The organism is Bradyrhizobium sp. KZN70725, from assembly GCF_055264925.1.
In genome coordinates, this window is sequence record NZ_JBUYWT010000001.1 from 40,623 (window position 1) to 53,267 (window position 12,645).

General features: G+C 63.2%; 18 protein-coding genes. 10 read left to right on the top strand and 8 right to left on the bottom strand.

Going from position 1 to position 12,645, the window contains the following annotated elements; all coding sequences use genetic code 11:
* Positions 1–36 precede the first annotated feature (36 nt).
* Genes ACZBJS_RS00215 through ACZBJS_RS00225 form a run of 3 tightly spaced genes read right to left on the bottom strand, consistent with a single transcriptional unit; the run spans position 37 to position 3,001 of the window.
* Positions 37–1,536, bottom strand: a complete 1,500-nt coding sequence (locus tag ACZBJS_RS00215) for a tripartite tricarboxylate transporter permease (RefSeq protein ID WP_057020728.1) — start codon at positions 1,534–1,536, stop codon at positions 37–39.
* Positions 1,536–2,036: a tripartite tricarboxylate transporter TctB family protein gene (locus tag ACZBJS_RS00220; protein ID WP_316394980.1), complete on the bottom strand. Its 501-nt coding sequence runs from the start codon at positions 2,034–2,036 to the stop codon at positions 1,536–1,538. The genes ACZBJS_RS00215 and ACZBJS_RS00220 overlap by 1 nt, the downstream gene beginning before the upstream one ends.
* A complete protein-coding gene (locus ACZBJS_RS00225) occupies positions 2,033–3,001 on the bottom strand; it encodes a Bug family tripartite tricarboxylate transporter substrate binding protein (RefSeq protein ID WP_253590078.1) in 969 nt (322 codons plus the stop codon). The genes ACZBJS_RS00220 and ACZBJS_RS00225 overlap by 4 nt, the downstream gene beginning before the upstream one ends.
* 331 nt (positions 3,002–3,332) lie before the next feature.
* Between ACZBJS_RS00225 and ACZBJS_RS00230 the strand changes: the two genes are divergently transcribed.
* The 7 genes from ACZBJS_RS00230 (at position 3,333) to ACZBJS_RS00260 (ending at position 6,877) form a co-directional block, all read left to right on the top strand.
* Positions 3,333–3,566 (top strand): hypothetical protein, encoded by a 234-nt coding sequence (locus ACZBJS_RS00230; protein ID WP_057020731.1) that lies wholly within the window; start codon positions 3,333–3,335, stop codon positions 3,564–3,566.
* A 108-nt stretch (positions 3,567–3,674) separates the two neighbouring features.
* Positions 3,675–4,064 (top strand): PRC-barrel domain-containing protein, encoded by a 390-nt coding sequence (locus tag ACZBJS_RS00235; protein ID WP_028340955.1) that lies wholly within the window; start codon positions 3,675–3,677, stop codon positions 4,062–4,064.
* A 510-nt stretch (positions 4,065–4,574) separates the two neighbouring features.
* Positions 4,575–5,030: an Hsp20 family protein gene (locus ACZBJS_RS00240; RefSeq protein WP_310885884.1), complete on the top strand. Its 456-nt coding sequence runs from the start codon at positions 4,575–4,577 to the stop codon at positions 5,028–5,030.
* Positions 5,031–5,118: 88 nt separating this feature from the next.
* On the top strand, positions 5,119–5,442 hold the full coding sequence (locus ACZBJS_RS00245; RefSeq protein WP_092078022.1) for a hypothetical protein: 324 nt from the start codon (positions 5,119–5,121) through the stop codon (positions 5,440–5,442).
* A gap of 9 nt (positions 5,443–5,451) precedes the next feature.
* Positions 5,452–5,757: a hypothetical protein gene (locus ACZBJS_RS00250; RefSeq protein WP_310885883.1), complete on the top strand. Its 306-nt coding sequence runs from the start codon at positions 5,452–5,454 to the stop codon at positions 5,755–5,757.
* On the top strand, positions 5,754–5,936 hold the full coding sequence (locus ACZBJS_RS00255) for a hypothetical protein (protein WP_057020734.1): 183 nt from the start codon (positions 5,754–5,756) through the stop codon (positions 5,934–5,936). Before ACZBJS_RS00250 ends, ACZBJS_RS00255 begins: the two co-directional genes overlap by 4 nt.
* Positions 5,937–6,703: 767 nt before the next feature.
* Complete coding sequence (locus ACZBJS_RS00260; protein WP_225158918.1) at positions 6,704–6,877, top strand: hypothetical protein; 174 nt, start codon at positions 6,704–6,706, stop codon at positions 6,875–6,877.
* A 311-nt stretch (positions 6,878–7,188) separates the two neighbouring features.
* Here ACZBJS_RS00260 and ACZBJS_RS00265 read toward each other — a convergent pair whose 3' ends face one another.
* Positions 7,189–7,629 (bottom strand): DUF3551 domain-containing protein, encoded by a 441-nt coding sequence (locus ACZBJS_RS00265; RefSeq protein WP_410469696.1) that lies wholly within the window; start codon positions 7,627–7,629, stop codon positions 7,189–7,191.
* On the opposite strand from ACZBJS_RS00265, the gene ACZBJS_RS00270 reads away from it, so the two are divergent.
* Positions 7,628–8,008 (top strand): hypothetical protein, encoded by a 381-nt coding sequence (locus tag ACZBJS_RS00270; RefSeq protein WP_141341081.1) that lies wholly within the window; start codon positions 7,628–7,630, stop codon positions 8,006–8,008. The two genes, ACZBJS_RS00265 and ACZBJS_RS00270, sit on opposite strands and share 2 nt — an antisense overlap.
* Positions 8,009–8,253: 245 nt before the next feature.
* Here the strand turns inward: ACZBJS_RS00270 and ACZBJS_RS00275 are convergent, their stop codons facing one another.
* The 4 genes from ACZBJS_RS00275 to ACZBJS_RS00290 form a co-directional block, all read right to left on the bottom strand.
* On the bottom strand, positions 8,254–8,475 hold the full coding sequence (locus tag ACZBJS_RS00275) for a hypothetical protein (RefSeq protein ID WP_016845010.1): 222 nt from the start codon (positions 8,473–8,475) through the stop codon (positions 8,254–8,256).
* 20 nt (positions 8,476–8,495) lie between these two features.
* The gene (locus ACZBJS_RS00280; protein WP_141342653.1) at positions 8,496–8,726 is read right to left on the bottom strand and encodes a hypothetical protein; all 231 of its coding nucleotides are present in this window, start codon (positions 8,724–8,726) and stop codon (positions 8,496–8,498) included.
* Between the two features lie 219 nt (positions 8,727–8,945).
* A complete protein-coding gene (gene ldtR / locus ACZBJS_RS00285) occupies positions 8,946–9,464 on the bottom strand; it encodes a transcriptional regulator LdtR (RefSeq protein WP_018271925.1) in 519 nt (172 codons plus the stop codon).
* Between the two features lie 662 nt (positions 9,465–10,126).
* Complete coding sequence (locus ACZBJS_RS00290) at positions 10,127–10,588, bottom strand: DUF6163 family protein (protein ID WP_016845013.1); 462 nt, start codon at positions 10,586–10,588, stop codon at positions 10,127–10,129.
* Between the two features lie 212 nt (positions 10,589–10,800).
* Here ACZBJS_RS00290 and hemB point away from each other — a divergent pair, with 212 nt between their 5' ends.
* Positions 10,801–11,865 carry a porphobilinogen synthase gene (gene hemB / locus ACZBJS_RS00295; protein ID WP_076834380.1) on the top strand — a complete coding sequence of 355 codons (1,065 nt, stop codon included), beginning with the start codon at positions 10,801–10,803 and terminating at the stop codon, positions 11,863–11,865.
* 185 nt (positions 11,866–12,050) lie between these two features.
* Complete coding sequence (locus ACZBJS_RS00300; RefSeq protein WP_057020739.1) at positions 12,051–12,608, top strand: RDD family protein; 558 nt, start codon at positions 12,051–12,053, stop codon at positions 12,606–12,608.
* Positions 12,609–12,645: the final 37 nt, after the last annotated feature.

A 12,645-nucleotide genomic window follows, 5' to 3' on the forward strand; every position in this document is an offset into this window, starting at 1 on the left:
AGCCCCGGAGCGGGCCTTTTACGGTCTGGTCGCGTCCTAATCCTCGTTCGCCTTGAATCGCCCCAATCCCTTGAGCACGAACGGCGCCAGCAGCGCGATCAGCGCGATGCCGAGCAGCGTCGCCGACATCGGGCTTTGCAGCAGCACCATGGGATCGCCGAGGCTGATCGCCAGCGCGCGGCGCAACTGGCTTTCGGCGATCGGCCCGAGGATCAGCCCGATCACGACGGGCGCGATCGGGAAGTCGAACCGGCGCATCAGAAAGCCCATGACGCCGAACGCCGCCAGCATCGACAGCTCGACGACCGACGGCTTCGCCGCGATCGTGCCCATGGTGGCGAACACCAGGATGCCGGCATAGAGCCAGGGCTGCGGGATCGCCAGCAGCCGCACCCAAAGGCCGACCAGCGGCAGATTGAGCACCAGCAGCATGCCGTTGGCGATGAACAGGCTCGCGATCAGGCCCCACACCAGGTCGGGCCGCTCCGCGAACAACAGCGGCCCCGGGTTGAGGCCGTATTGCTGGAAGCCCGCCAGCATCATTGCAGCCGTTGCCGAGGTCGGCAGCCCGAGCGTCAAAAGTGGCACCAGCGTGCCGGCGGCGGACGCGTTGTTCGCCGCTTCCGGCCCTGCGACGCCTTCGATCGCGCCCTTGCCGAACTCCTCCGGATGTTTGGTCAGCCGCCGCTCGGTGGAATAGGACAGGAATGTCGGGATCTCCGCCCCGCCGGCCGGCAGCGCCCCGATCGGAAAACCGAACAGCGTGCCACGCAGCCACGGCTTCCACGACCGCCGCCAGTCCTCCCGCGTCATCCACAGCGAGCCGCGCACCGGCTCGAGCTTCTCCTCGGCGTGATGCCGGCGCGAGGCGACATAGAGCGCCTCGCCGACCGCGAACAGGCCGACCGCGAGCGTCGTCACCTCGACGCCGTCGAGCAGTTCGGGGATGCCGAAGGCAAGCCGCGCCTGACCGGTCAGCTTGTCGATGCCGACCAGCCCGAGCGTGAGGCCGATGAACAGGCTGGTGAGGCCGCGGACCGGCGAGTCGCCGAAGGTCGCCGACACCGTGACGAAGGCGACGCACATCAGCGCGAAGTAATCCTCCGGCCCGAAGCGCACGGCGAAATCGACCAGCCATGGCGCGAGGAATGCGAGGCCGATGGTGGCGATGGTGCCGGCCACGAACGAGCCGATCGCCGAGGTCGCCAGCGCCGGGCCGCCGCGGCCGGCCTTGGCCATCTTGTTGCCCTCGAGCGCGGTCGCCATCGACGCGCTCTCGCCCGGCGTATTGATCAGGATCGCGGTGGTCGATCCGCCATACATGCCGCCATAATAGATGCCGGCGAACATGATCAGCGAGCCGCCGGGATCGAGCTTGTAGGTCACCGGCAGCAGCAGCGCGACCGTCAGCGCCGGTCCGATGCCCGGCAACACGCCGACCGCGGTGCCCAGGAACACGCCGATCAGGGCGTAGAGCAGGTTCATCGGCTGCATGGCGACCGCCATGCCGTGCGCCAGCGCGGCGAAAGTGTCCATCACAGCAGTCGCTCCAGCGGGCCGGCGGGAAGGCTCAGCGTCAACAGCTTGTCGAACGCGAGATAAATCAGCGTCGTGATCACGAGCGCGATGGCGGTGTCGGCCAGGACGGCGCGGCGGCCGAACGCCGCCGACGTGGTGACGAACAGCGCCGAGGTGGCGAGGATGAAGCCGCCGCCAAAGCCGATGATGGCGATCAGGAGCGCCAGGCCCCCGATGATCAGCCACACCGGTTTCGGATCCATGCTCTCGCGCGGCGGCAGCTTGCCGCGCAGCGCGTCGATCAGATTGCCGACCGCGAGGATGACAAGGCCGATCGCGATGACGACCGGCATCGCCTCCGGCCCCATGCCGTACATCGTGGTCGACGGCAGCTTGCTGGCGTCCCACACCAGCACCGCAGCAAGCCCGGCAAGCGCGGCCGCGATGGCCACGCCGGCGCGATCGACGCGGCGCGCCGGCGCCGGCCGGAGGTTTTCAGACGCCGCGTCCGGCGTCATGACTTCACGAGGCCGACGGACTTCAGCACCTCGGTCACGCGCGTGATCTCCTTCTTCAGGAAATCCGCGAAGGCGTCGCCGCCGAGATAGGCGTCATCCCAGCCCTTCTGCTTCAGGATCTCCTTCCAGGAATCGGACTTCACCATCTTCTCGACCGCATCGCTCAGCACCTTGCGCTGCTCCGGCGTGATGCCGGGCGGAGCGACCACCGAGCGCCAATTGGCCAGCACGAGATCGATGCCCTGCTCCTTGAAGGTCGGGATGTCGACGCCGGGCAGACGCTGCGCCGACGTCACGCCGAGCGCGCGCAACTTGCCGGCCTTGATCTGGCCTTCATATTCGCTGAGGCCGGAAATGCCGGCCGTGACCTTGCCGCCGAGAATGGCTGCAAGCGACTCGCCGCCGCCCGAGAACGGAATGTAGTTGATCTTCTTGGCGTCGGCGCCGACCGTGCCCGCGAACAGCGCTGCCATCACATGGTCGACACCGCCGGCCGAGCCGCCGGCAAAGGTCACCTTGGCGATATCGGCCTTCACCGCGGCGGCAAGATCCTGCGCCGTCTTGATCGGCGAGTTCGCCGGCACCACGATGACCTGGGTCTCCTCGGTGAGGCGCGCAATCGGCGTCACCTGATCCAGCGTCACCGGCGACTTGTTCATGGCGAGTGCGCCCACCATGACGAAGCCGTTCACCATCATCTGGTTGCCGTCGCCCTTGGCGCCGTTGACGAACTGCGCGATGCCAACGCTGCCGCCGGCGCCAGGAACGTTGGTGACCTGGACGCTGCGCGCGATGCCGGCCGCGACCAGCGCCTGCTGCATCGAACGCGCGGTCTGATCCCAGCCGCCGCCCGGCGCCGCCGGCGCCATCAGCTTGAGCTCGAGCTGCTGCGCGGGCGCCGGACCGCTCGCCCCGAGCAACAGCGCGACGACCGCGCCGAACAGGCGCATGTGGGACGAGATCATGGGGCTTCCTCCTGAATTTTCGGAAAGCAGCCTGCGGATCGCCGGCTGCATCCGGTCACGTGATCGCATCGCCACTCGGACAGCGCGGTCCCTTCGGGTCAGGAATCGCTCGCCGATCTCGCGTCTGCGTGTCCCTAGCGACCATTCGCCACAGCCTTCGGCAAGCCGGAGGGCGCAGCTAGCCAGTGCTGCAAATCGCCGCACCATCTCCGGTCATTTTTCGCTTGCTTTGATTCGGCACGGCTCGCCAACGCAAGTTCGGTTCTAGGAACCTTCGCCATTTTCTCCCGTTCCAACTCCGCCGATTGGTACGGCTATTGGAGGAGAGAACATGAAGTTTAAGACCATTGTCGCGGCATCTTTGCTTGCCGCTTTCGTCTCGCCGGCATTCGCAGCGGATGAATTCTACGTCGTCCAGGATGTGAAGACGAAGAAGTGCACGATCGTCGACAAGAAGCCCGTCGACACGACGACCACCGTCGTCAGCCCGTCAGGCACTGTCTACAAGACGCGCTCCGAGGCCGAGACCGGCATGAAGAGCGTCAAGGTCTGTACCTCGGACTAGGAGGCGATCGCATGCCAGTCATCATTCTTTGGGCCGTGCCGGCGATCATCGTCATCGGCGGCGGCATCTACCTGATCGGCCATATGCACTGAAGCAAGGAGACCTCTTATGAAGAAGTTGGCTATCGGCTGCATCATGGCTGCGGCGTTCGCTACCGCCGCGCATGCAGCAACCACCATGCCCGCCGCGCCGGCGGACAGTTCGACCATCACCAACTACTACAAGCAGAATGTCTACGACCCGAAGGAATCCAAGATCGGGACGATCGACGACGTGCTTGTCGACAAGTCCGGCAAGGTGACCGGTCTCGTCGTCGGTGTCGGCGGCTTCCTCGGCGCCGGCGAAAAGGACGTGATCGTGCCGTTCACGGCCGTCAAGTCTCAAAAGAAAGACGACAAGTGGTGGCTTACGCTCGACGAGACCAAGGACAGTCTGAAGGCCGCACCTGGTTTCAAATACGATCGCGCCAGCACGACTTGGAAGCCGGAGAATAAGTAGCATCGACGCCCCGTCTGCTCGCTCAGAGCAGACGGGGCGCTATTCACGCAAGTGATGGCGGCCCTATCCAAGCTCGCCGGAACGGACCAGGGTCGCGCAACGAAACGGCCCCAGCACCTTTGGGGGCCTGGAGGCCGGTGCTGGGGCCGGTTGCCTGATCCGGGGCTGAGCTGTTGGAGCCAGGCAGTCCAATCGATCAACGCCCCCGCGGTTCCGGCATTAGCCTATGTAAATCGGCGACCTAATTTTCCACCGGCATGTCTTGTCTGCAACAGGCCTCCCTCGAGCGGCGCTGATCCGCCGCCGCTTCAGCCGCGGTTCTGACGCGGAGAATCAACCGCAAAAATTTTTCGGCCGGGTTCTTGACACGATATCTCCGGTTTTTATTTTCTTTCGCGCCAGCCCCCAACGCGGAGGCTGGGGCCTGGTCGCCCCTCGGGGCCAGGCGAGACGGGCACCGGTCGTGTCCGGTGCCGTTCATATCCATCTTGCTCTATGGAGGATTTGGCTATGCGCACATACGACTTCTCTCCCCTGTTCCGGTCGACCATCGGATTCGACCGGCTCTTTGATCTCGCCGAAGCAGCCCACCGGGCCGGCGAAGATCACTACCCGCCCTACAACATCGAACGGCTGTCCGAAGACAGCTATCAGATCGTGCTCGCGATCGCCGGTTTTGCGCCGGATGAGATTTCCGTCACGGCAGAGCAGAACGTTCTGACTGTCCAAGGCGTCAAGGTCGAGAAGGCCGAGCGCGAATACATCTATCAGGGCATCTCGACGCGCAGATTCAAGCGCCAGTTCAGCCTGGCCGACTACGTCGAGGTCAAGAGCGCGGCGTTCGACAACGGGCTTCTCAGGATCGAGCTGGCGCGCGAAGTGCCGGAGGCGATGAAGCCGCGACGCATCGCGATCAACGCGGCATCGAACACGGCGCCCCGACAGCTCGAAAACGTCGCCGCCTGATTGAACCGGCGAAGCCGCGTCCGACGAACAGGTCGCGGCTTCGTCTTCTCACTCTTCTCAGCAACTCGTCTTTCGAACGGAGGTATCCATGCGGCCGACGACCGCGCCTGCTCATAACGTTATTGGCTTTCATCTGCCGATTGGCGATCACCACCAATATGAGGTCCCGCACGATGTGGTGCGGGATTCTCGCCTGAGCCTGGCCGAGAAACGCGCTCTCCTGGCATCCTGGGCCTCGGACGCCAGCGCTGTAGCGTCCAATCCCGCTTTGCGCGCACCCAAGGGGCTCAAAGCGCCCGTTCCTGTCAGCGACATCCTCGAAGCGCTTCGCGCGCTCGACAGCGATCCGCACCATCCGCCAGGCGGCCGGCCTGCCCGCCTGCGCTCCGTCGACCGCTGCCTGGCTGCATAGGAGCGCGAGATGACAGACATCAGGCTACCGAAGCAGGTCATCGACCGCCTCGAGGGACGCTGGCGGTCAAGATTTGGACAGGCAAGGCGCCGGAGCTCAGAACTGTTCGACCACCGGCTTGAACAGTTGCGCGCTCATCGCAACAATATTCATCGGTATCGGCGATTGCTGCAGACCCAGCTCTCCGACCTCGAGCGCGAATTCATCGAAAGACGGCTGTCCGAAGAAACCACGGCAATGCAAGGCCTCGCGGCCGACATTCCATCCCTTCCCTCCTCGTTCGATCGCGCAGCTTGCGAGGAGATCGCGCCATGAATGGGCTGCAACAACTGCTCATAAGAGGCAGCGAAAAAGTCATCGGTCACTATCAATTCCTGCTGGATAGCGCGACCTCGGAACAAGAGCGCGAACGCTATCGACGGAGGATCGAGGAAGAACGCCGGATACTAGGCCGGTTGCTCGACGATTCCGATCGGTCGTCACGCGCGGCGTGAGCGATTCATGGCGGCGGGAGAGCAAATCCGCTCGTGATGCCCGCCGCTCGCCTCGCGCGAAGGCCGCAAAACCACCCGCGTGCCTTCGAACCATCAAAGGACGCGTCCGTTATCCGGAGGCTTGGTACGCATCCGGGAGACGTTGCCTTATGTATCTGATCTACTATTTCGCTGTCTTCCTCGCTGTGACCGGCGCAGTCTTTGGCTCATTGGTCACGCTGGAGAAGATCTTTCATTCCATGGGCTCCGCCTTACGATCCCGATCGAAGGTCTCGGATCGGAGCCCTGGTTCGGAATTTCACCCTAGCAAAAGCCAGGCCATGGAGGCGATGAGAGCCACAAGCGACACGGTCGCAGCGCTGACAAAGGCAATCTCCACACCGTCGATATGGTGGTGGTTTGTATGCATTGAGCGTCCTCCTAGATGGGTGCCCGCGGACCTTGAGACAGTAGCCACGCCGCCAAATTGGCGGTGGTTTCGTCATGCCGCGCCTGCCTCAACAGGGTCTCTCGCTCTCGACAGGGAGGAAGGTTCTTGGCCCGTTGACGTAGCCGTTCGGCTTCTTGGGCGAGGCGTTTTTCAAGAGGGAAAATCTGCCTAACCCGGCGTCGTCGCTTCATGGCTCCTCTCTCCAACGCTGACGTTTGGCTGCCCCAAAAGCAAAATCAAAAAGCCCGGGAAGCCTAAAAAGTTCCTGCCAGCTTCGCGTCAATGAGATCAGACGGATGGAACTGGCGAAACGGCATGGACGTTACAGGGCATGGGCATGGCCAAGGACCTGAAGAAACAGGCCAAGACCGCCGAGCAGGCGGCGGTGCGGACGGCTGACGAATTCGCGGCCGAGCAAATGAAGAGTCTCGCCCAAGCGTTCCGGGCTCAGGCCGAGGTCGTCAAACGAAACAAGAAAAAGAAGAAAGATGAGCTTCACCGTAAAAGCTAGGTGCAAGTTTGGAGAGATCGTGCACCGTCGTGGCACGGCCGAAGCAGCTCTACGCAAGGCAAAAGAGCTTTCACGGTCGCAGTGTTACGACATCCACATCGTGACACCTGAAGGCCGAGACTACGACTCGTCCGAGTTTGGGGATCTTCCCCGCACGCCACTGGCTGTGCGCGTTGCTCAGAAAGGCCACACCTATCCATAGGGCAGGAGAGGTTTCAAAACGGCAGGCTCAAAAAGCGGCCCCGGCTAACCGCATCACCCTTAGGGTGCGCCCTTCCCCAACCGCCTCGCGCGCGCCATCGGCGCGACAATCAATAGCGGTCGCGATATCCCCGCCGCTGCTGCCCATATGCGGCACGAGGATTGATCCCGCAGGTCACGTTCCTTCCGGAAGCTGACGCGAGACACTGGGCGCGGGTTTGGTACATGCAATCGCCGGGATAGCCGACGCCGCGCCCCTGCACGCACCAGCGATAATCCCGGGCGCTGGCTGGGCTCACACTTGCCAGTCCTGCAACGCCGAACGCCAGGACGAACGCCAGGACAGCGAATAGGACGGTTGCGCGCATGATCGGGTCCTCGCAAGCAATCGAGGACCAACGGAGCGGCAAGATTAGCGTTCCCTTCGATAGTGGCCGGTTGGCAAGATCGCAAGCCGCAGCCGGAGCGGCCGCGCCGAGCGCGAGCGCAGGAACCATGCTCCGTTGGGTCGGTTGTCGGAAACCATCCATCCCACAGAAGTCACTTGGCATGCCGTCACGACTGCTTTGGTTTCTGGGGTTTCCGGTTCTGGTTGTTCTGGGTGGTTGCGGCGATCAACTCGAGTGCGATTCAATCGAAACCCGGAAGGCCGTGCTCCAGACCATCTCCAACGATCACCGCAATCCGCTTGTCAATTTCGCCGCCAGGGAATCGACGGCGAAGCCCACTGCGGAAAACGCAAATCCACAATACCTCCTCGGTGAAAAGATCGTCACGACCTCGGCAAGTGAGGACAAGCGAACATTGCAATGCAGCGGCGGCATCTCGGTTTCCGTGGGCGACATCAAGGCTTCCAAGGAAGTCGAATTCACCGTGCAGAAATCGAGCGACGGAAAGTTGGCGGTTTCGGTTGCTCCATTTCAGTTTTGAGTTACGACAAACTCAGTGTCGTCCTGGCGAAAGCCAGGACCCATTACCCCAAATCACTATTGTTGCGCGACGCTGGGGCCGCGATCCCGCTCATCGCCAAATGCGGTGGTTATAGGTCCTGCTTTCAGGACGACGATCGTGCGCGAGGAACCTGCACCGTCATCGCGTCGTTGCGAGCAAAGCAAATCGCCGCCGAGGAAGCCTTGCCGACGACGCGGAATCAGACCGCGAAGCCAGGCGCGCCGCTACAGCCCGGTATAGCCGGCCTTCACGTGGTCGGTACTACCGTCGAGCTGGCGCAGATAGGTCAGCCCGCACACCGTCAACCGATGCGGATCGCGCTCGCCGGCGTCGAACAGCGTCTGCACGTACTCTGTCACCTTCGCCCGCGCTTCGTCGCTCGCAGCGGGCGTGCGGTTGAGCAGCAGATCATACGTCTGCATGATCCGATCGATAGCGGCTTCCATTGAAGTCTCCGGGTTGACGCTCAGGCGACCACCAGCGTCTCGGCCTCGAACTTCGCGATCGCCTTGTTGGCGAGGCGGAGGCGGTTCATCTCACCGCGCTGGAACAGCTTCACGATGATGCCGAGCAGGCGCTCATTGGTGGCGAAATTGTCGGCGATGGCGCCGGATTTGCGCAGATAGTTCGAGGCGATCGCGTAGGCGTCACCGACGACCTCGACATTCAGCACCTCAATCCCGCGTTCGAGCAACATATCCCTGCCTCTCCGTTGGCTAACGGATAAGCCGCAGGGAACGCCTTGGTTCCTCGCCGGGGCCCATTTATTTTCGCAGGTGCAGCATGAAAAACGCATCGGCCGGGCATGACCGATGCGTTGACTGGAGCAAGGTTGGACCGGAGCAAGGCTGGACTGAAGGAAGGCTGCCGGTCTTCTCGCGCGGCCGGCTTGGCCATCAGGCGAAAACGGGAAGGCTCAGAGGCGATACAGGATCTGGTCGGTCCAGAACCGCTCGAGGCGATGCAGCGACTTGTTGAGGCTCGCGAACTCCTCGTTCGAGATGCCGCCGACCTGCTCCACCGTCTTGACGTGCTTCTGATAGAGTGCGTCGACGATCTTGCGGACCTCCTGGCCCTGCGGGGTCAGCCGGATGCGGACCGAGCGGCGATCGACGCGCGAGCGCTGATGATCGAGGAAGCCGAGCTCGACGAGCTTCTTCAGATTGTAGGAGACGTTGGAGCCGAGATAGTAGCCGCGGGTGCGCAGCTCGCCGGCGGTCAACTCCTTGTCGCCGATGTTGTACAGGAGCAGCGCCTGCACCGAGTTGATGTCGGCGCGGCCACGACGATCGAATTCGTCCTTGATGACGTCGAGGAGCCGGCGATGCAGCCGCTCCACCAAAGTCAGGGCTTCGAGATAGAGCGGCTGCACCGGAGCTTGACCGGTAGCGCGATCAGCGGCATCCGCCGCCGTTGTCGCAACGGCTTTCATCATGACACTTCCCCTGTTTGTCGTTTTTATCGACTTTATTCGACGAAACTTGTGTCCCGCCTGATAGGTCCAACGTAAGGGGGCCGTTTGAATATCCGCTTAAATAAGAGAATAAAGAGATCATGAATTTAAGACAGTGAATCGTGGATTAAGCCCATGGATCAAAGGCTTTTCGCAACTTTTCATTGACGGTGGCGGACCCTTGTTCACGCTTCGTCTGCCTGCCCTGTCACATTCGGAAACAGCATCGTCTGAATTCGAAACGGTGGCGTAACGGGTATGAGGGAACCCTTTACGGTGACCGATCGGTTACCGGAAAATTCTTTGAAAATTTTATCGGAGTGCAGCGGCGGGACGTGCACGCGATGCGCGCAGCGGTGCCGATCTGTTGTGGGGGCCAGACCGGTTCCGCCGTCGGCCCGCGCAAAGCCGGCCGGCACACGCGCCGAGGTCCGGTGAAATGGGCCCCGACGGCAGGTCCCGTAGAGACGGTCCCGCAAGGGAGTGTCTCAAACGGATGCGATCTGTCGGCACCCACCTATCAGAACCAGCAGAGCTGTCTTCTCGTTGCGCGCACGGCTGGCAAATATTGCCGGCCGCGGCCGGCTATTCGTGGCGCTGTCGCCACGGGGCAACAGTGCATCAGGCCATCGCTGCACGCCGGCCTATGGCGGGCGTTCGCGCGCCGACATCCAGGCCAGCGCGAGATAGGCGGCGAGCATCAGCGCCTCGAGCCCGACCACGGTGAGACTGCCGCCATAGATGCCGGGAAACATCAGCTCGATGACCGCCATCGACACCACGGTGGTCAGCCACACCACGGCGCCCCAGGGCGTCGCGAGCCAGAGCCCGACGGCGGCGACGAGCTCGATGACGGCGAAATAGATCGTGGCGGTCTGCCAGGCCATCGACTGGTTCTCGAAGGCCTCCTCCTCGCCGCCGACGAAGCCGGTCACCTGGGCCCAGTGATAGAGGCCCTTGGCGACCGAGACGACGGCCATGATGCGCAGGAAGATGACGAGGCGCCGCGTCCACGCATTGTCGTCCGGCTCGATCCGGTCGGACGAGATCGCGCTCACCGAGATGGCATTGTCCCGCGCCTGATCGCGTGCAGAGGTGTCAGACATCCGAATCGCCGCAGAGCGGCTGCAAAATGGGGTTCATGGGCGCAGTCTTGGCCCGCCGGGGACGCAAAATCAATTGCCGTTGCGGCAAATCAAGGGCGCCACGGATGCAATAGCGGCGCAATGACGGCGGCCCTGACAGGTGCTAGAAACGGACTTATATCAGGTCCAGACCTTATCAGGTCCAGAATGCCGTCCGTCGAGGAGAAGAAGACATGGCGATCAAATTCGGGCGCCCGATTGAACTGCGTGATGCGCCCCGGCGGCAGAGCGATGCCCTCGCCTCCCCCTCGCTCGACCTCACGATCCGGATGCGGCGCAACCGCAAGTCGGAATGGGCCCGACGCCTGGTGCGCGAGAACGTGCTGACCAGCAATGACCTGATCTGGCCGATGTTCGTGGTCGATGGCCACAACACCCGCACGCCGGTGGCCTCGATGCCCGGCGTCGACCGGCTCACCGTCGACCAGATCGTCCGCGACGCCGAGCGCGCGGCAAGGCTCAACATTCCCTGCATCGCGCTTTTCCCGTTCACCGAGCCGTCGCTGCGCGACGAGCAGGGCTCGGAGGCGCTCAACCCCGACAATCTGGTCTGCCAGGCGGTGCGCGCGATCAAGAAGGAGTTTCCCGACATCGGCGTGCTCTGCGACGTCGCGCTCGATCCCTTCACCAGCCATGGCCATGACGGGCTGATCGAGGACGGCAGGATCCTCAACGACGAGACAGTCGCGGTGCTGGTGAAGCAGGCGCTGACCCAGGCCGAGGCCGGCTGCGACGTGATCGCGCCGTCGGACATGATGGACGGCCGGATCGGCGCGATCCGCGAGGCGCTCGACGACAACGGCTTCGGCGACGTGCAGATCATGTCCTATGCGGCGAAATACGCCTCCGCCTTCTACGGCCCGTTCCGCGACGCGATCGGCTCGGCCAAGACGCTGACCGGCGACAAGCGCACCTACCAGATGGACAGCGCCAATTCCGACGAGGCGCTGCGCGAGGTCGAGCTCGACATCGCCGAGGGCGCCGACATGGTGATGGTGAAGCCGGGCATGCCCTATCTCGACATCGTCCGCCGCGTGAAGGACCATTTCGCGATGCCGACCTTCGTGTACCAGGTGTCCGGCGAGTACGCGATGATCGCGGGCGCCGCCGCCAATGGCTGGATCGACGGCGAGCGCGCGATGATGGAGAGCCTGGTCGGCTTCAAGCGCGCCGGCGCCGACGGCATCCTCACCTATTTCGCGCCGAAGGCCGCCGAAAAGATCAAGGCGGAGAGCTGACGGCCGCCGCCCGTTATTGCGACAAGTGGATCGCTTCGCTCCGCTCGCAATGACGGCGTGAAGGTAGAACCGCTCAATCCAGCCCCCGAATCGCCGGATTATTTCGGCTAGTTAATGTTCGCGCAGGCTTGGCGAATGCGCCTCCTGTTCCCATGTCCTGCGCGGGACTTCATCGGAGGTTGGTCATGTCTTACGGCAATGACGGCGGCACCTGGCGCAACGAGGCCTGGCGCAACGACGGCGGCGTTCCTCCGCATGCGTTCGACCCAATGATGCAGCCGGACCTGTTCCGCGGCGTGCTGACGCGACGTGTCTTTGCGTTCCTGATCGACCTGTTCGTGCTGTCGGTGCCGGTGATCCTGGCGGTGATTTTCATCGCGGTGTTCGGCCTCGTCACGCTCGGTCTCGGCTGGGCGCTGTTCTGGCTGGTCTCGCCGGCCTCGATCGTCTGGGCGATCGTCTACTACGGCGCCTCGATCGGCGGGCAGCACTCGGCCACCATCGGCATGCGCATGATGGATCTGGAACTGCGGACCTGGTACGGTGCGCGCGGCTATTTCGTGCTCGGCGCCACCCATGCGGTGCTGTTCTGGGTGACGATCTCGTTCCTGTCGCCGCTAGTGCTCCTGATCGGGCTGCTCAACGGCCGCCGCCGGCTGCTGCACGACATCGTCCTCGGAACCGTCATTATCAACAGCTCGGTCCGGACCCCCGTCGCCCCGGCCGCGCGGACCTCCTATTAGGCCCGCCTAAACCAATTGACCGTTAGCCTCAGGGGGG